The 16,351-nt window shown below is 62.3% G+C and carries 13 protein-coding genes; 8 read left to right on the top strand and 5 right to left on the bottom strand.

Going from position 1 to position 16,351, the window contains the following annotated elements:
• The first annotated feature begins 41 nt into the window (after window positions 1-41).
• From LPJGGPFB_RS08635 to LPJGGPFB_RS08645, 3 genes are all read left to right on the top strand, one after another.
• Window positions 42-638 carry an NUDIX domain-containing protein gene (locus LPJGGPFB_RS08635; RefSeq protein WP_173419596.1) on the top strand — a complete coding sequence of 199 codons (597 nt, stop codon included), beginning with the start codon at window positions 42-44 and terminating at the stop codon, window positions 636-638.
• A gap of 103 nt (window positions 639-741) precedes the next feature.
• Window positions 742-3,351 (top strand): bifunctional lysylphosphatidylglycerol flippase/synthetase MprF, encoded by a 2,610-nt coding sequence (gene mprF / locus LPJGGPFB_RS08640; protein ID WP_173419597.1) that lies wholly within the window; start codon window positions 742-744, stop codon window positions 3,349-3,351.
• Window positions 3,348-4,733 (top strand): virulence factor family protein, encoded by a 1,386-nt coding sequence (locus LPJGGPFB_RS08645; RefSeq protein ID WP_173419598.1) that lies wholly within the window; start codon window positions 3,348-3,350, stop codon window positions 4,731-4,733. The genes mprF and LPJGGPFB_RS08645 overlap by 4 nt, the downstream gene beginning before the upstream one ends.
• Window positions 4,734-4,740: 7 nt before the next feature.
• On the opposite strand, the gene purN is transcribed toward LPJGGPFB_RS08645, so the two are convergent.
• On the bottom strand, window positions 4,741-5,415 hold the full coding sequence (gene purN / locus LPJGGPFB_RS08650) for a phosphoribosylglycinamide formyltransferase (RefSeq protein WP_173419599.1): 675 nt from the start codon (window positions 5,413-5,415) through the stop codon (window positions 4,741-4,743).
• Window positions 5,412-6,482, bottom strand: a complete 1,071-nt coding sequence (gene purM, locus LPJGGPFB_RS08655; RefSeq protein ID WP_173419600.1) for a phosphoribosylformylglycinamidine cyclo-ligase — start codon at window positions 6,480-6,482, stop codon at window positions 5,412-5,414. Before purM ends, purN begins: the two co-directional genes overlap by 4 nt.
• Window positions 6,483-6,742: 260 nt before the next feature.
• On the opposite strand from purM, the gene LPJGGPFB_RS08660 reads away from it, so the two are divergent.
• The 4 genes from LPJGGPFB_RS08660 (at window position 6,743) to ppx (ending at window position 12,368) form a co-directional block, all read left to right on the top strand.
• The gene (locus tag LPJGGPFB_RS08660; RefSeq protein ID WP_173419601.1) at window positions 6,743-7,864 is read left to right on the top strand and encodes an AI-2E family transporter; all 1,122 of its coding nucleotides are present in this window, start codon (window positions 6,743-6,745) and stop codon (window positions 7,862-7,864) included.
• A 27-nt stretch (window positions 7,865-7,891) separates the two neighbouring features.
• Window positions 7,892-8,581: a DnaA regulatory inactivator HdaA gene (gene hdaA / locus LPJGGPFB_RS08665; protein WP_173419602.1), complete on the top strand. Its 690-nt coding sequence runs from the start codon at window positions 7,892-7,894 to the stop codon at window positions 8,579-8,581.
• 65 nt (window positions 8,582-8,646) lie between these two features.
• Window positions 8,647-10,833, top strand: a complete 2,187-nt coding sequence (locus LPJGGPFB_RS08670) for an RNA degradosome polyphosphate kinase (protein WP_173419603.1) — start codon at window positions 8,647-8,649, stop codon at window positions 10,831-10,833.
• A gap of 11 nt (window positions 10,834-10,844) precedes the next feature.
• Window positions 10,845-12,368 carry an exopolyphosphatase gene (gene ppx, locus LPJGGPFB_RS08675; protein ID WP_173419604.1) on the top strand — a complete coding sequence of 508 codons (1,524 nt, stop codon included), beginning with the start codon at window positions 10,845-10,847 and terminating at the stop codon, window positions 12,366-12,368.
• 56 nt (window positions 12,369-12,424) lie between these two features.
• Here ppx and LPJGGPFB_RS08680 read toward each other — a convergent pair whose 3' ends face one another.
• Together LPJGGPFB_RS08680 and LPJGGPFB_RS08685 are read right to left on the bottom strand one after the other, a co-directional pair.
• Entirely contained in the window at window positions 12,425-13,783 is a 1,359-nt protein-coding gene (locus LPJGGPFB_RS08680; RefSeq protein ID WP_173419605.1) for an esterase-like activity of phytase family protein, read from the bottom strand.
• A 114-nt stretch (window positions 13,784-13,897) separates the two neighbouring features.
• Window positions 13,898-14,794 carry an AraC family transcriptional regulator gene (locus LPJGGPFB_RS08685; protein ID WP_173419606.1) on the bottom strand — a complete coding sequence of 299 codons (897 nt, stop codon included), beginning with the start codon at window positions 14,792-14,794 and terminating at the stop codon, window positions 13,898-13,900.
• Here LPJGGPFB_RS08685 and LPJGGPFB_RS08690 point away from each other — a divergent pair.
• Window positions 14,793-15,200 carry a DUF2000 family protein gene (locus LPJGGPFB_RS08690; protein WP_173419607.1) on the top strand — a complete coding sequence of 136 codons (408 nt, stop codon included), beginning with the start codon at window positions 14,793-14,795 and terminating at the stop codon, window positions 15,198-15,200. The genes LPJGGPFB_RS08685 and LPJGGPFB_RS08690 overlap by 2 nt on opposite strands.
• 3 nt (window positions 15,201-15,203) lie before the next feature.
• Here the strand turns inward: LPJGGPFB_RS08690 and LPJGGPFB_RS08695 are convergent, their stop codons facing one another.
• Complete coding sequence (locus tag LPJGGPFB_RS08695) at window positions 15,204-16,244, bottom strand: adenylate/guanylate cyclase domain-containing protein (RefSeq protein WP_173419608.1); 1,041 nt, start codon at window positions 16,242-16,244, stop codon at window positions 15,204-15,206.
• Between the last annotated feature and the right edge of the window lie 107 nt (window positions 16,245-16,351).

Consider the following 16,351-nt stretch of genomic DNA (forward strand, 5'->3'; position numbering starts at 1 on the left):
ACAGCGACCGCATTCTTCCTCTCCCGATCAAGGACCCCGCCATGACGAAACACAACGATCCACGTGTGAGGATCATCGACCGGCGCACGCTGTCGGACGGTTTCATTCATCTGGAGGAAGTCACGCTCGAGCAGGACATGTCCAATGGGGGGACTGCGACACTGAAGCGTGAAGTGCATGATCACGGCCGCGCCGCGACCATCCTGCTGTTCGATCCCAGGCGTAAGAGCGTTGTGTTCGTTCGGCAGTTGCGCGTGCCGGTGCTGCTGCAGGGCGATCCCGCCTATCTGATCGAAGCGCCGGCGGGCCTGCTCGACGACGATACGCCGGAGGTGGCCATCTGCCGCGAAGCAATGGAGGAAACGGGATATCACGTCGATGCGGCCAGGCATCTCTTCGATGCCTATATGAGCCCCGGTTCATTGACGGAGCGAACCAGCTTCTTCGTCGGGCTGATCGACGTGGAGGAAAAGGCCGGTGACGGCGGCGGCCTGGCGCATGAGGGCGAGGATATCGAGGTTCTCGATATTCCCTTTGACGAAGCGGTCGCGATGATTGCCACCGGCGAGATCTGCGATGCCAAAACCATCATGCTGCTACAATGGGCGCAGCTGAACCGTGGCGCGCTTACGGCATAAGATCTTGTTTTGTAAGCAAACAATACATTACGGATATTTCACTTTTTGATCGTTCTCCGGTAGGCTACAGCGCTGATGTCTTCATCAATGACATGGGCAACCCATGACGTCCTCCCTTACGGAACGTGCAGCCAACGACGATCAGCAGGTCGAGGCAGGGTGGAGGCCCTTCCTGCGTCGTAACCGGCGCTACCTTCAGGCGCTCGCAACCTTGCTGGTCATCGGCCTCTTCGGCCTTGCGATCTTCCATCTGACCTCCGAGGTCCAATATGACGACGTGGTCCAGGCGCTTGCCGATACCAGCTGGACCTCCGTCGTTGCGGCTATTCTCTTCACCGCCCTGAGCTTTTTCGCTCTTACCTTCTACGACGTCGGTGCGCTGGAGTATGTCCGGCGAAAGCTCCCCTATGCCGATGTCGCGTTGACGGCGGCTTGCGCCTATGCGGTCGGCAACACGGCCGGTTTTGGTGCCTTGAGCGGTGGCGCCATCCGCTACCGCGCCTATTCGCGTCTGGGCATCGAACCGGAAAACATCGCCCGGATCATCGCCTTTGTCACGCTCGCCTTTGGCCTTGGGCTTCTGACGGTCACATGCCTGAGCCTGCTCGCCGTCGGCGAATATGTGGCGCCGTTGACGGGGCTGGACCCGTTCTGGCTGCGCATGATCGCCGTTGCCATTCTCGGCGTCGTGCTCGCCGTCTTCGTTAAGGGGCGGGACGGACATGAGGTGACCATCGGGCGCTTTGCTCTGCGGATGCCGGATTCGCGCACATCCTCACGCCAGTTCCTCGTCACGGCGCTGGACCTGGCGGCGTCGGCCACCGTGCTCTACGTGCTGCTTCCCGCAGGCACGATCGGATGGCCCGCTTTCCTCGCGATCTATTCGCTGGCCGTCGGCATCGGCGTGCTCAGCCACGTGCCGGCTGGTCTCGGTGTTTTCGAGACGATCATCATCGCCACGCTGGGTCACAACGCCGATGTCGACACCATCCTCGGCGCGCTGGTTCTCTACCGCGTCATCTACCATGTCCTGCCGCTGCTGATCGCGATCGCCGTCGTCGTCGGCATCGAACTCCGCCAATTGTCCGGGCATCCTGTCGCCTCCAGCGTGCGCCGTATCGGCGGCCGCATTACGCCGCTTTTGTTGGCGACGCTCGGCATCGTGCTGGCGATCATGCTGGTGCTCTCGAGCGTCACCCCGACGCCGGACGAAAATCTGGCGTTCCTCGAGGCCTTGCTGCCGCTGCCGATCGTCGAAGGCGCGCATTTTCTCGCAAGCCTGCTCGGTCTGGCGCTGGTCATCGTCTCGCGCGGCCTGGCGCAGCGGCTGGATGGCGCCTGGTGGGCGTCGGTCGCCATCGCCGTTGCCGCACTGCTGCTTTCGCTGATCAAGGCAGTTGCGTTGGTCGAGGCCGGCATGCTGGCCTTCTTCCTTGTCGGCCTCATCGTCAGCCGCCGCCTGTTCGTGCGGCCGGCTTCGCTCTTCGGTCAGGCGCTGACGCTGCCGTGGCTGACTGCGCTCGGCGTCATCTGCCTCGGCGGATTTGTCGTTCTCATGTTCGTCTATCGCGATGTCGACTACAGCCACGAGCTCTGGTGGCAGTTCGAATTCTCCGCTGAAGCGCCGCGCGGCCTGCGTGCGCTGCTCGGCGTCACCATCGGCGCCAGCGCCATTGCCATCTGGAGCCTGATGCGCCCGGCGGCCTCGGGTGCCGCTCCGGCAAGCGACGACGCCATGGAACGGGCCCTGGCAATCGTCGATGCGCAGGACATGTCCGATGCCAATCTGGTGCGCATGGGCGACAAGAGCCTGATGTTTTCCGCCGACGGCCGCGCTTTCATCATGTATGGCCAACGCGGCCGCTCGTGGATCGCGCTGTTCGATCCGGTGGGTCCTGTCGACGCCTGGCCGGAACTGATCTGGCAATTCATCGAGACGGCCCGCGCCAGCGGCTGCCGCGCGGTGTTCTACCAGGTCTCGCCGCTCGGGCTTGCTTACTATGCCGATGCGGGGCTTCGCGCCTTCCGGCTTGGTGAACTCGCCCACGTCGATCTCGCCCGGTTCGAGATGAAGGGCGGGAGATGGGCCAACCTTCGCCAGCAGGTCAGCCGCGCCCAGCGCGACGGGCTCGAATTCAGGATGGTGGCGCCGGCGGACGTTCCGGCGATCATGGGCGAACTGACCGCGATTTCCGATGCCTGGCTCGCCCACCACAACGCCAAGGAGAAGGGGTTTTCCCTCGGTGCCTTCGACCCTGACTATCTGGCCGAACAACCGGTGGCTGTCCTGACCTACGAGGGACGGATCGTCGCCTTTGCCAATATCCTGGTGACCGCGACGAAGCAGGAGGGCACCGTCGATCTCATGCGCTTTGCGCCGGATGCACCCAAGGGATCGATGGATTTCCTCTTCGCCCAGGTGATGGAATACTTGAAGGCGGAAGGGTACCGCACCTTCAATCTCGGCATGGCGCCGCTGTCGGGCATGTCTTCGCGCCAGATCGCGCCGGTCTGGGACCGGGCAGGGCGGACGTTCTTCGAACACGGCGAACGCTTCTACAACTTCAAGGGCCTCCGCGCCTTCAAGTCTAAATTCCACCCGCACTGGCAGCCGCGCTACCTCGTGGCGAGTGGCGGCATCAATCCGATCCTTGCCTTGATGGATGCAACATTCCTGATCGGCGGCGGCCTCAAGGGAGTGATGAAAAGATGATGCGGATCTCTGATCTCTGGAAGCCTCTGGTAGGCGCCGCCCTTCTGGCGACCACGGCGATTGCACCGGTCTCGGCGCAGGAGAAGCCGGCGACCTACGATACGGGCATGATCCCGGCACCCCACGTCCTCGTCCCGCAGGACACGGCGTCCGCCCTCGTTGTCCTGTTGTCCGGCGCCGAGGGCTGGAGCGACAAGGAAGACGCGGTGGCGCGCGACCTCGTCGATGACAAGGCCGTTGTGATCGGCATCGATCTCAAGGCCTATCTGACCGCTCTCGGCAAGGATGACGGCGACTGCATCTATATGGTCTCGGATATCGAAGCGCTGAGCCAGCAGGTTCAGCGCTCTCTCAAGAGCGATGCCTATCTGCCGCCGATCGTTGCCGGCGTCGGCGCAGGCGGGGCCATGGCGCTGGCAATTGCCGCCCAGACGCCCGCCGCGACCATCGGCCAGACGCTCGCCGTCGATCCCGAGGAAGGCATCGCGTTGACGAAACAGCTCTGCACGCCGGCAGAAAAGGCGCGCAAGGGCGACCGCATGGTGTACGGCCTGACGGACGGCCCCCTTCCTGATCCGATCTCCGTCGTCTTTACGCCGACGGCATCCGACGACGGCCGAAATCACGTGGCAGCGCTCGCAGAAAAACACCCCGATATCACACAGGAAGACACTGACGGCGAAGCCTATGCGACCCTTTCCAGCCATCTGACGGATCTGATCGATAACGAGGCCGCGTCCGACAACCCATTCGGCTTGCCTCTGACTGTGCTCGATACCAAGCCCACCCGCGATACGATGGCCGTGATCTATTCTGGCGATGGCGGCTGGCGCGATATCGACAAGCAAGTCGGCGACGTGCTGCAGCAACAGGGCGTCCCCGTCGTCGGCATCGATTCCCTGCGCTATTTCTGGTCCGAGCGCGACCCGCAGGCGACCGCCGACGATCTCGCCAAGGTGATGGATTACTATCGGAAGCGCTGGAACGTCCGAAACGTCTTGCTGATCGGCTATTCCTTCGGTGCCGATATCCTGCCACGCACGTTCAACCTGCTCCCGCCGGCCGAGCGCGCCCGCGTGCGGCAGGTCACGCTGATGGCGTTGTCGCATCGGGTCGACTACAAGATCTCGGTGCTTGGCTGGCTCGGCGCATCCGGGCAGGGCGATGCCGGCGATCCTATCGACGATATCAAGCGCATCGACCCATCGCTGGTGCAATGCATCCATGGCACGGAGGAAGAGGACGATGCCTGCCCTGACCTGAAGGGCACAGGTGTCGATGTCGTCGCCATCGAAGGCGGGCACCATTTCGACGAGGACTATCCGGCGCTGACCGGTCGCGTGCTCGACGCGCTCGACCGGCGGCTGGCTTCCGCGAAGTAGTCCGGTCTCAGGCGGCCGGCGAGATCAGGATGGAGGATGCGGGCGACGGATCGACGTTCTCAGTGACGACCCGCCCGTCATCCATACGAACCTTGCCTTCGGCCAGCAGCCGGAGCGCCATCGGGTACGTCCTGTGCTCGACCGTCAGCACGCGGGCGGCAAGCGTGTCGGCCGTGTCGCCGTCGACGACGGGCACCACCGCCTGCGCGACGATCGGGCCTTCGTCCATGCCTTCGGTGACGAAATGCACGGTGCACCCCGCCACCTTCATGCCGGCGTCGATGGCACGCTGATGGGTGTGGAGGCCGGGAAAAAGCGGCAGAAGCGACGGATGGATGTTGATGATCCGGCCTTCGTGGCGCTGGATAAAGGTCGCCGACAGCAGCCGCATATAGCCTGCAAGGCAGATGATATCAGGAGACAGCCGATCGAGTTCGGCAAGGATCGCCGCTTCGTGCGCGTCCTTGCTGTCGAAATCCTTGCGCAGGAACGCATAGGTCGGGATGCCGAGCGCTTCCGCCTTGGCAAGCCCACCGGCGTCTGCCTTGTCAGCGATCACTGCAACGATCTCGGCTGGAAAACCAGGCTCAGCCGCGGCCTTGGCCAGCGCGAGCATGTTGGAGCCGCCGCCCGAAATGAAGACGACGACTTTTTTCCGGCCTGCCGTCACGTCCTTGATCATAGGGCGAGGCTGCCCTTGTAGATCGTGCCATGGGCGCCTTCTCTGCGGGCGACCATGCGACCGAGCGTGAAGACGGTTTCGCCTTCTACTTCAAGCACGGCGGCCACTTCCTGCGCCTTGTCTGCCGGAACGACGGCGATCATGCCGACGCCGCAGTTGAAGGTCCGCAGCATTTCGTTGGCCGCGACGCCGCCGGTCTGGGCGAGCCAGGAGAACACCTTCGGTGCCTTGATGGCATCGAGGTCGATTTCGGCGGCAAGATGCTTCGGCAGCACGCGCGGAATGTTTTCAGGGAAGCCACCGCCGGTGATGTGCGCCAGCGCCTTGATCGAGCCGGTTTCGCGGATCGCCTTCAGGAGCGGCTTCACATAGATGCGCGTCGGCGTCATCAGCAGGTCTGCGAGTGTGCCTTCGCCGAAGGGGGCAGGCGCATCCCAGGCAAGACCCGACAGTCCGACGATCTTGCGCACGAGAGAATAACCGTTGGAGTGAACACCCGACGAGGCGAGACCGAGAATGACGTCGCCTTCACTGATGTCGCCGGCGGGAAGCAACTGCCCGCGCTCGGCCGCACCGACGGCAAAGCCGGCAAGGTCGTAGTCGCCGCCGGAGTACATGCCCGGCATTTCCGCAGTTTCGCCGCCGATCAGCGCGCAACCGGACTGGCGGCAGCCGTCGGCAATACCGGCGACGATTGCGGCACCCTGATCCGGGTCGAGCTTGCCCGTGGCGAAGTAGTCGAGGAAGAACAGCGGTTCCGCACCCTGGACCACCAGATCGTTGACGCACATGGCAACGAGGTCGATGCCAACCGTATCGTGCTTGTTGGCATCGATGGCGATCTTGAGCTTGGTGCCAACACCGTCATTGGCGGCAACGAGCACGGGGTCGGTGAAGCCTGCAGCCTTCAGGTCGAAAAGGCCGCCGAAGCCGCCGATCTCGCCGTCGGCACCCGGGCGCCGGGTCGAGCGCACATGTGGCTTGATTTTCTCCACCATCAGATTGCCGGCATCGATATCCACGCCCGCATCACTGTAGGTGAGGCCGTTCTTTCCCGACTGGCTCATGCTGGTTCTCCAAGGCTGGTCGCGCGACAGGTATTTTGCGGATGCGAATTGCACGGCGGGCAAGGGAGTGCAAGCCGACAGCCTGTCTTCTCGGCCTTTTTTCACCATTTTGCCCATATCCCACCGGCAAGACGGCGGTCGAGAGTTCAATTTGGGGGCCTGGGAGGCGCGCGGACTTGACCGCCGCGCCGCCGGCCCCCTATCTCCACAACGAGAATATGATGCGGCAACGGCATGCTTGGCGTGTTACGGGGAACACCATGGACATAAAAGTCAGCGGTTCGGGACTTCAGCGCCAGGTTATTTTCTGGCTGCTGGTGCTTGCCGCCTTCATCGCCTTCCTGATGGTTTTCAGCTCGATCCTGCTGCCGTTCCTGGCCGGCATGGCGCTGGCCTATTTCCTCGATCCGGTCGCTGACCGCCTTGAACGCCTCGGCCTTAGCCGCCTGATGGCGACAGTCGTGATTCTCATCGGCTTCGTGGTCATCTTTGCCCTGTCTTTGATGATCATCATTCCCGTGATCTTCACGCAGGCCGCCGATTTCATCCAGAAGATGCCCGGCTATATCGCCAAGCTGCAGGAATTGTTGACCGACAGCCAGTCGACCTTGTTGCCGGACTGGCTTGCGGACCAGATGACGGCGATCAAGCAGAATTCGGCCAAACTGCTGGAGCAGGGCGCCAGCTTCCTCGGCACGCTCTTCCAGCAGCTCTGGAATTCCGGCATGGCGCTGCTCGACATCCTGTCGCTCTTCGTCATTACGCCTGTTGTCGCCTTCTATCTGCTGCTCGACTGGGACCGGATGGTCGATAGGGTCGACAGCTGGGTGCCGCGCGACTATGTCGGCGTCGTCCGCCAGATCGCCCGCGACATGAACACGACGATCGCTGGCTTCGTTCGCGGTCAGGGCTCGCTCTGCATCATCCTTGGCCTTTACTATGGCATCGGCCTATCTCTCGTGGGTCTCAATTTCGGCCTGCTCATCGGCCTGTTTGCCGGCATGATCAGTTTCGTCCCCTATGTCGGCTCGATGGTGGGGCTGGTGCTGGCGGTCGGCGTGGCGCTGGTGCAGTTCTGGCCGGATTATCTCTGGATCGGGCTTGTCGCCGCCATCTTCTTCAGCGGCCAGTTTCTGGAAGGCAACATCCTGCAGCCCAAGCTGGTCGGCAAGAGCGTCGGCCTGCATCCGGTCTGGCTGATGTTCGCGCTCCTTGCCTTCGGCGCCCTCTTCGGTTTCGTCGGGCTGCTGGTTGCCGTTCCCGCGGCGGCGGCCATCGGCGTGCTTGTTCGCTTCGGCATCCAGCGATACCTTGATAGTGACCTCTACCATGGGCATGGGAAGGTCGCGGTGAAGAAGACAAAGGGCAATCAGCCCGGCTGATCGTCCCCTCCTTGTCCCGAGTACAGCATGACAAAACGTCCCTTCGAACAACTGCCATTGGCATTCGACCACGACCCGGCAACGGGTCGTGAAGATCTGCTCGTTTCTGATCGGTTGAGCGCGGCGATCGCCATCGTCGACCACTGGCCCGACTGGCCGTCGCCTGTTGTCATCATCGCGGGGCCGGTCGGTTCCGGAAAATCGCATCTCGCCAGCATCTGGAAGGAGAGGGCGGGCGCGCGGACGATCCACCCGGTCGCGGACAGTGATGCGGCGTTGATCGCCGCGGAAGGTCCTGTTCTGTTCGAGGACGCCGACCGACAGGGTTTTGACGACACCACGCTGTTTCATGTCATCAACAGCGTCCGCCAGCATGGCACCGGTCTGTTGATGACCTCGCGGCTCTGGCCGATGTCCTGGCCAGTCGTTCTTCCCGATCTGCGCTCGCGCCTGAAGGCGGCGACCGTCGTCGAAATCGGCGAGCCTGATGACGAACTGTTGACGCAGGTGCTGATCAAGCTCTTTGCCGATCGCCAGCTTCTGATCGATGAAAGGCTCGTCGGCTATATCGTCCAGCGCATGGAGCGCTCGCTCGAGGCTGCCCAGACGATCGTTGAGCGCATCGACCGGCTGGCGCTTGCCCGAGGCGTCAGGCTGACCCGGTCGCTTGCGGCCGAAGTCCTGGAAGAGCTTGGAAATCAACGCCATTCCGATTGACTGTCACAGTTCCGTCGTCAAACTGTTATAGTTCCTGCCTGCGGAGAAATGGGGTCTGATCGGCAATGGATAATGCGACGTCTGCGGTGAGCGAGAACAAACAGACGGTGGAGGAAGTCGATCTGCTCTCCAGTCCGGAGCGGTTCATCAATCGCGAATTTTCCTGGCTGCAGTTCAATCGACGCGTGCTTGAAGAGACGCTCAACACGGCGCATCCGCTGTTGGAGCGGGTTCGCTTCCTGTCGATTTCGGCCGCCAACCTCGACGAATTCTTCATGGTGCGTGTCGCCGGCCTTGAAGGCCAGGTGCGCCAGGGGCTCGCCATGCGGTCGCCTGACGGCAAGACACCGGCCGAGCAGCTTGAAGACATCCTGAAGGAAATCGATAACCTGCAAATGGAGCAGCAGGCCTCGCTTGCTGTGTTGCAGCAATATCTTGCCAAGGAAGACATCCTGATCGTCCGGCCGGCGTCCTTGTCCGCACAGGACAAGAGCTGGCTTGCCAACGAGTTCGACCAGCTGATCTTTCCGGTGCTGACGCCGCTGTCGATCGATCCGGCGCACCCATTCCCATTCATCCCGAACCTCGGTTTCTCGATGGGCCTTCAGCTCGTCAGCAAGAACGGCCGCGAGCCGATGACGGCGCTGTTGCGCCTGCCGGTGGCGCTCGACCGCTTCATCCGCCTGCCTGATGTCAAGAACGTCATCCGCTACATCACGCTGGAAGACATGGTCAGTCAGTTCATCGACAGGCTGTTCCCGGGCTATGAGGTCAATGGTTCCGGCACGTTCCGCATCATCCGAGACAGCGACATCGAAGTCGAGGAAGAGGCGGAAGATCTGGTGCGCTTCTTTGAAACCGCGCTGAAGCGCCGGCGCCGCGGCTCGGTGATCCGCATCGAACTCGATTCGGAAATGCCTGCGTCGCTGCGCCAGTTCGTCGTTCAGGAATTGAGCGTTCCGGAAAACCGCGTCGCCGTACTGCCAGGCCTTCTGGCATTGAACACGCTGTCGGAGATCACCAAGGCGCCGCGCGACGATCTGCGCTTCGAGCCCTACAATCCGCGCTTCCCGGAGCGCGTGCGCGAGCACGCCGGCGATTGTTTTGCCGCGATCCGCGAAAAGGACATGGTGGTCCACCACCCCTACGAATCCTTCGACGTCGTCGTGCAGTTCCTGCTGCAGGCGGCTCGCGATCCGGAAGTGGTGGCGATCAAGCAGACGCTCTACCGCACCTCGAACGACAGCCCGATCGTGCGCGCGCTTGTCGACGCGGCCGAAGCCGGAAAGTCGGTGACGGCGCTGGTTGAGCTGAAGGCGCGCTTCGACGAGGAAGCCAACATCCGCTGGGCGCGTGACCTGGAGCGCGCCGGTGTGCAGGTCGTCTTCGGCTTCATCGAGCTCAAGACCCATGCCAAGATGTCGATGGTCGTGCGCCGCGAGGAGGGCCGGTTGCGCACCTATTGCCACCTCGGCACCGGCAACTATCACCCGGTCACGGCGAAGATCTACACCGACCTGTCATTCTTCACGTGCAATCCCGTCATGGCCCACGACATGGCGAACATCTTCAATTTCATCACCGGCTACGGCGAGCCGGAAGCCGGCATGAAGCTGGCGGTTTCACCGCACACGCTGCGCCCTCGCATCCTCAAGCATATCGAGGAGGAGATCGAGCACGCCAAGGCCGGCCGGCCCGCCGCGATCTGGATGAAGATGAATTCGCTCGTCGACCCCGACATCATCGATGCCCTCTACAAGGCCAGCCGTGCAGGCGTCGAAATCGACCTCGTCGTGCGCGGCATCTGCTGCTTGCGACCGCAGGTTCCCGGCCTTTCCGACAATATTCGTGTCAAGTCCATCGTCGGCAGATTCCTCGAACACTCCCGCATATTCTGTTTCGGCAACGGTCATGGCCTTCCATCGGAGAATGCGCTTGTCTATATCGGCTCGGCGGATATGATGCCGCGCAATCTGGACCGGCGGGTTGAGACGCTTGTGCCTCTTATCAACCGGACTGTGCACGAACAGGTTCTTTCGCAGATCATGCTGGGCAATCTCATCGACAACCAGCAGAGCTACGAAATTCTTCCCGACGGCACGTCTCGCCGGATGGAAGTCGGCAAGGACGCCGAGCCGTTCAACGCGCAGCATTATTTCATGACCAACCCCAGCCTCTCCGGCCGGGGTGAAGCCCTGAAGTCCAGCGCACCGAAGCTGATTGCCGGCTGGAAGAGCAGCTGGCGCAAGTAAACTGGTTTTGCATGGTCGAATCTGAAGCGCAGGGGCGTCTGCCCGGCATCCGCCCGGTTTCCGTTGTGGATATCGGCTCGAACTCCATTCGCCTTGTCGTCTACGAAGGCCTGAGCCGCGCCCCGGCCATGCTGTTCAACGAAAAGGTCATGTGCGGTCTGGGCAAGGGCATCGATGCCACGGGCCGCATGGACGAAGAGAGCGTCGAGCGCGCTCTGCGGGCGTTGCATCGCTTTAACGCGCTGTCGCAGCAGGCGCGCGCGACGTCCATGTATGTGCTGGCCACAGCGGCTGCCCGCGAGGCGAGCAACGGTCCGGCCTTCATTGCCAAGGCCGAGGCCATCCTCGGTCACAAGGTGCGCATCCTCACTGGCGAGGAAGAAGCCTATTTCTCCGCCATGGGCATCGTCAGCGGCTATCATGATCCCGATGGCGTGGTCGGCGACCTCGGAGGCGGTTCGCTGGAACTCGATGAGGTCAGCGGCACGACGATTGGCAAGGGCATCACGCTCCCGCTCGGCGGTATCCGCCTCTTCGAGCACAGCGGCGGCTCGCTGCCAAGGGCACGCACCTGGGTGCGCAAATTCATGAAAAGCACCTCGGTGCTGAAAGCCGGCGCCGGCCGCACTTTTTATGCCGTCGGTGGCACCTGGCGCTCGATCGCCAAGCTGCACATGGAAATCCGGAACTATCCCCTGCATATGATGCAGGGCTACGAGATTTCCTACGACGAGGCGATGGCGCTGCTACCGGAAGTGATCGAGCCGAAGAACATCAAGCCGTCCGCCTACGCGACGATCTCCAAGAGCCGTCGCAGCCTGCTTCCTTTCGGCGCCATCGTGATGCAGGAGGCGCTGTCTATTATGAGGCCGGAACGGATTTCGTTCTCGGCGCTCGGCGTTCGCGAAGGCTATCTCTTCTCCCTCCTGAACGAGAACGAGCGGGCGCAGGATCCGCTGCTGACCGCTGCCGGCGAAATCGCCATCCTGCGGGCGCGTTCGCCCGAACATGCCCGCGAGCTTGCCGACTGGACCGGCCGCATGGTGCCGTTCTTCGGCGTCGAGGAAACCGAAGAGGAAAGCCGCTATCGCCAGGCGGCCTGCCTTCTTGCCGATATCAGCTGGCGAGCCCATCCGGATTATCGAGGCCTGCAGGCGCTGAACATTATCGCCCACTCGACTTTCTCCGGCATCACCCATGCGGGACGGGCCTATATCGCGCTTGCCAATTACTATCGCTTCGAAGGGCTGAACGATGATGGCGCGACCGGCGCCCTGACCGGGATTACCACGCCGCGGCTGCTGGAACTGGCAAAGCTGCTCGGCGGCCTTTTGCGCGTCGCCTATCTCTTCTCTGCTTCTATGCCGGGTGTGGCGAAGAACCTGACGTTCCGCAAATCGTCATTGCCGGATATCGATCTGGAGATCGTCGTGCCCGCGGCCTATTCTGAGTTTGCCGGCGAGCGCCTCGACGGGCGGCTGCAGCAGCTCGGCAAGCTGACCGGCAGAAGACTGGCATTCCATTTCGTGAGCTGAACGCTTCTCGATCTCGGTTGAAGGGCGCGCGGACTGAAATCCGCGCGCCCTTTTGTTTATTCGGCTTTCAGGAAGTCGCCGACTTCGAGCAGGACGAACTCGTTGTCGTCGGCCTTGTCGAGCGCGCGGCCGGCCGAGAACGGCAGGTTGTTGTCGTTGCCGACGATGATGTGCGTGGCATCGACGCGATCGACGTTTTCGATCGTCACGAACGGCATGTCGTAATAGCCGTCGCCGCCGCCCTGTCGCTTCTTGTTGTCAGGATCGGCGATCTTCAAGAGGTCGATGTAACCGATCTTGCGTACGGCCTTGCCGACATTGCTGTCGTCGAAGGCGATCTTGTAGACGCGCTTCACCTTCGATCCGACTGCAAAGCAATCCGGCTTCGGATCTTTCGGGTCGGCGCAGGCCTTGTCGAGCGTGCCGGCACCGTTGTCGCGTTCGATTACCAGGGCTGTTCTGTCGTCGAGCATGTTGAAGTCGCCGATGGCTTCGCCGCCTTCCGCAAGCGGATATAGCCAGCTGCGGCCCGTCCAGGCCTTGGTGGCAACGTCGAGTTCGATGACGCGCAGCGCCGGACGGCCTTCCGCCTGTTCGACGGTTTCGCTGTCGGTCCAGATCGGGCCTTCGAGCAGGCCGTAAAGCTTGGCTCCGTCCTTCGAAAGGGCCATGCCTTCATAGCCACCGGAGCGCTTCAGGTTGAAGGCTGGCGTCTTCTTCGAGGGGTCGCCCTGCAGCGTCAGGGTCGGGTTGTCGGGCGACATTACCGGCTTTTCATTGACCGTCGTCGCGATGACGTCGGTCAGCTTACCGTCGACGTCGAACTTCAGGATGTAAGGACCGAATTCCTCGCCGACCCAGAAGCCGTCTGCGACAGGCTGGATCGATTCGACGTCGAAGTCGGCGCCTGTCAGGTAGCGCTTGTCGGAGCCTTCCATGACGATCGGGAAGGGGGCCTTGCGGTCGGGATCCGTTAGAAACACTGTCTTCAGCGCCTCGACCTTGCCGGCATCCCAGTCCATCTTCACGTGGTGCAGCATCAGCATGGCATCGGTGGAGTTTAGCTTGCTGCCGAAGCCGTTGTCGGACAGGCTCCAGAAGGTGCCGTCTTCCATCGCCTTGATGCCGGAGAAGCCCTGCATCGGCTGGCCGTTGAACGGCAGCGACAGGCCGGTCGGGCGCACGCCGTCCTTGCCGGGCACGGTGCCGAGCGCGTCAGCGCGCTTGCGGTCGGCGGTGGTGAACTTGCCCGAGGTCTTGAGATATTCCGGTGCGTCCGACGGTGCGGCCAGAATCGTGTTTGCCGGCAGGATCGCATGCGCCTTGAGGGTTGCGGGAAAGGCTTTTTCCTCAGCCAGGGCGGTCGTCGTCATCAAAAGGGAGAGCGCCGCGGTGGCGAGAAGCGTTTTGGTCATGAAAGTCACCATCGGTTGGATGCCAGAGTACGCAAACCCGATAGGCGGCTTTGATGACGGTTGGGTGATATCTGGCTTACAGCGCGGTGAAGCTTTGATGACAGGGCATCGGCGTCAGCCGGCAACGGCAAGCGTTGCCCATCGCCCGGGTGTGACGCCATAGGCGCGCTTGAAGTGGCGGGTGAAATGGGCCTGGTCGGCAAAGCCGGTGTCGAGCGCCGCACCCGCCAGGCTGTGGCCGGTGGCGATCATCCGGCGCGCCTGCTCCAGCCGCCGCATCAGCAGGTAGCGGTGCGGGCTGGTGCCGAGAACCTTGCGGAACTGGCGGGCGAGCGTGAAGCGATCAAGTCCGCTGATGGTCTCGAGTTCCTGCGACCCGACAGGGCGATCGAGGTTGGCTCTGAGGTAATCCGTCGCCTCGAAGACTGCCCGTTTCGCAGACCTGCCGGCAGCCTTGCCCGTTGTTCCGGCATGGCGGCACAGGCCCTCGGCGATGCGGGTGAGAATGTCGTCCAGCGCCAGTTCGTCGATGCCGCAGTCGAGATCCATGACGGCTTCGCTGATGGCCTGGCGCAGGGCGACATCGCCGACCACCGGCGCGGCGATGAAAGGCAGGGCTGCGCCGGTGTCGCCAAGCGCTGCGATCAACCGTTCCGGCCGCAGATACATCATCCGGTAGCGAAGGGTCGCCTCCGTACCGGCGCCACCGTCGTGCATCTCGTCCGGATGAATGATGATGATGCTTCCGGGCGTGCTGTAGCGGCTCTCGCCGCGATATTGGAAGGTCTGGATGCCGCCGAGCGTGACGCCGAGCGCATAGGTGTCGTGACGATGCGGCTCGAACACCTTTCCATGCAGCCGAGCTTCAATCCGCTCTATGCCGTCCACTGGCGCAGCGACACGGATGCCGTCACCCGGCGATCCGCACAATCGTTCAAGATCGACCGACGCGTCTTCGGCTAGTGCCTTCTCGGGCACGCCCTGATGTCCTGAAATGGAGATACCCGTCATGTTCGACACCAAGTTCGCGATCGTGTTGCGCGAGGATCTGGCCACCTGGCAGAAGCTGAACGTCACCGCATTTCTGGCCACCGGCATCGCCGGACAGAAGCCGGCAATCATCGGTGAAGCCTATCGCGATGGCGCCGGCAATGTCTACAACGCGTTGAGCGTCCAGCCGATCATCGTGTTATCGGCAGATGGTGCGACGCTCGGACAGATTCAACGGCGCGCGATCGAAAGAGAGATTCGCACCTCTGTTTATGTCGATGCCATGTTCTCGACCGGCCATGATAGCGCCAATCGTGCGGTCTTTGCTGAGACGCGGCCTGGTGACGCGAAGGTCGCCGGCATCGCCGTTCATGCCGACAAGAAGCTGGTCGACAAGATCACCAAGGGGGCAAAGCTGCACGGATGAAGGCTAGCTGGCCAGTTGCGGCGCCGGCGCACCCCCGGCGCGAAGCGCCAGCACGCCGAGCTTCTGTCCGCGTCCCTTGACGGCGTGCTCACCGAGATCCTCGACACGCACATAGTGAGGCAGTCGCATCTTGCGAGCAAGGTCGGCGGAAATGAGAACTTGATGGTTCAACGTCTTGCAGAAGCCTTCAAGCCGGGCCGTCGTGTTCACCGTGTCGCCGAAATAGGTGATCTTGTGGCGGTCGAGGCCGATCTCGGCCGCGACGATGGTTCCCCCATGGAGAGCCGCACGCAGACGCGGAACCTCGCCGAATTCCTTCTGCCAGCGGTGCGCGTCCGCGTCGATCATCTCCAGAATGTCGAAGACGCAATGGATACAAGCTGCGTTGTTTGTGGCCCGGTCGAAGGGCCAGGTGATGACTGCGGCGTCTCCCACATAGTCGTCGATCGATCCGCGATAGCGCAGAACCGGATCTGCGATCGTCGCGAACAGCTTGCCGAGGTATTCCTGCATCCGCAGGTCGCCATTGCGCTCGGCATAGGAGGTCGAACCGGCGAGATCGATGAACAGGAAGACACGCTCTTCCTGGATCGGCCTGCGGTAGCGCCCGGTCAGCAGGCTTAGGAAGACGTCGCGCCCGAGCAGTTCACGGACCCTGAGGATGAAGACGAGCGAGCCCGAGATGGCCAATGCAAAGAGCAGAACCGTCTTGGACGGCAGCATCGCCTCCATCCAGTGATCGTTCATCACGCCGCTCATCCCCATGATCAGGCCGGCGGCTGCGTAACCGATATCGAGCAGCACGAAATAGATTGCGAGCGAGGCGACGAAGAAGACCGGTGTCGAGAAGGTATGGATCCGTCGATTGAGACGCCGGAAAATGATGCGGCGCTCGAATGCAATGATCGGCGTGCACATGAACAGTGCATAGGTCGCGCCGATCAGCCAACCTGTCCCATAAACAATCCACGCGTAGACGGCGCCGGCCGCAGCAACGACCAGCAGCAGGAGAAGTCCTTCGAAAGTGGAGAAACGCCAGCGCATGCGGAAAGGCCTCGGAACCCGATAACGGAAGAAGGGGCACGTCGGCCAACGTCGTTGTACCGTGTCGCGTCAGCGCGCCGATTCGCGATCCCTAGGATTGCGAATCG

The sequence above is a fragment of the Ensifer adhaerens genome (genome assembly GCF_013283195.1).
Classification (GTDB): domain Bacteria; phylum Pseudomonadota; class Alphaproteobacteria; order Rhizobiales; family Rhizobiaceae; genus Ensifer; species Ensifer adhaerens_G.

Excerpts from the sequence above, each read along its gene's own strand:
- LPJGGPFB_RS08635 (WP_173419596.1), top strand. The coding sequence starts at position 42 with ATGACGAAACACAACGATCCACGTGTGAGGATCATCGACCGGCGCACG.
- mprF (WP_173419597.1), top strand. The coding sequence starts at position 742 with ATGACGTCCTCCCTTACGGAACGTGCAGCCAACGACGATCAGCAGGTC.
- LPJGGPFB_RS08645 (WP_173419598.1), top strand. The coding sequence starts at position 3,348 with ATGATGCGGATCTCTGATCTCTGGAAGCCTCTGGTAGGCGCCGCCCTT.
- purN (WP_173419599.1), bottom strand. The coding sequence starts at position 5,415 with ATGATCAAGGACGTGACGGCAGGCCGGAAAAAAGTCGTCGTCTTCATT.
- purM (WP_173419600.1), bottom strand. The coding sequence starts at position 6,482 with ATGAGCCAGTCGGGAAAGAACGGCCTCACCTACAGTGATGCGGGCGTG.
- LPJGGPFB_RS08660 (WP_173419601.1), top strand. The coding sequence starts at position 6,743 with ATGGACATAAAAGTCAGCGGTTCGGGACTTCAGCGCCAGGTTATTTTC.
- hdaA (WP_173419602.1), top strand. The coding sequence starts at position 7,892 with ATGACAAAACGTCCCTTCGAACAACTGCCATTGGCATTCGACCACGAC.
- LPJGGPFB_RS08670 (WP_173419603.1), top strand. The coding sequence starts at position 8,647 with ATGGATAATGCGACGTCTGCGGTGAGCGAGAACAAACAGACGGTGGAG.
- ppx (WP_173419604.1), top strand. The coding sequence starts at position 10,845 with ATGGTCGAATCTGAAGCGCAGGGGCGTCTGCCCGGCATCCGCCCGGTT.
- LPJGGPFB_RS08680 (WP_173419605.1), bottom strand. The coding sequence starts at position 13,783 with ATGACCAAAACGCTTCTCGCCACCGCGGCGCTCTCCCTTTTGATGACG.
- LPJGGPFB_RS08690 (WP_173419607.1), top strand. The coding sequence starts at position 14,793 with ATGTTCGACACCAAGTTCGCGATCGTGTTGCGCGAGGATCTGGCCACC.
- LPJGGPFB_RS08685 (WP_173419606.1), bottom strand. The coding sequence starts at position 14,794 with ATGACGGGTATCTCCATTTCAGGACATCAGGGCGTGCCCGAGAAGGCA.
- LPJGGPFB_RS08695 (WP_173419608.1), bottom strand. The coding sequence starts at position 16,244 with ATGCGCTGGCGTTTCTCCACTTTCGAAGGACTTCTCCTGCTGCTGGTC.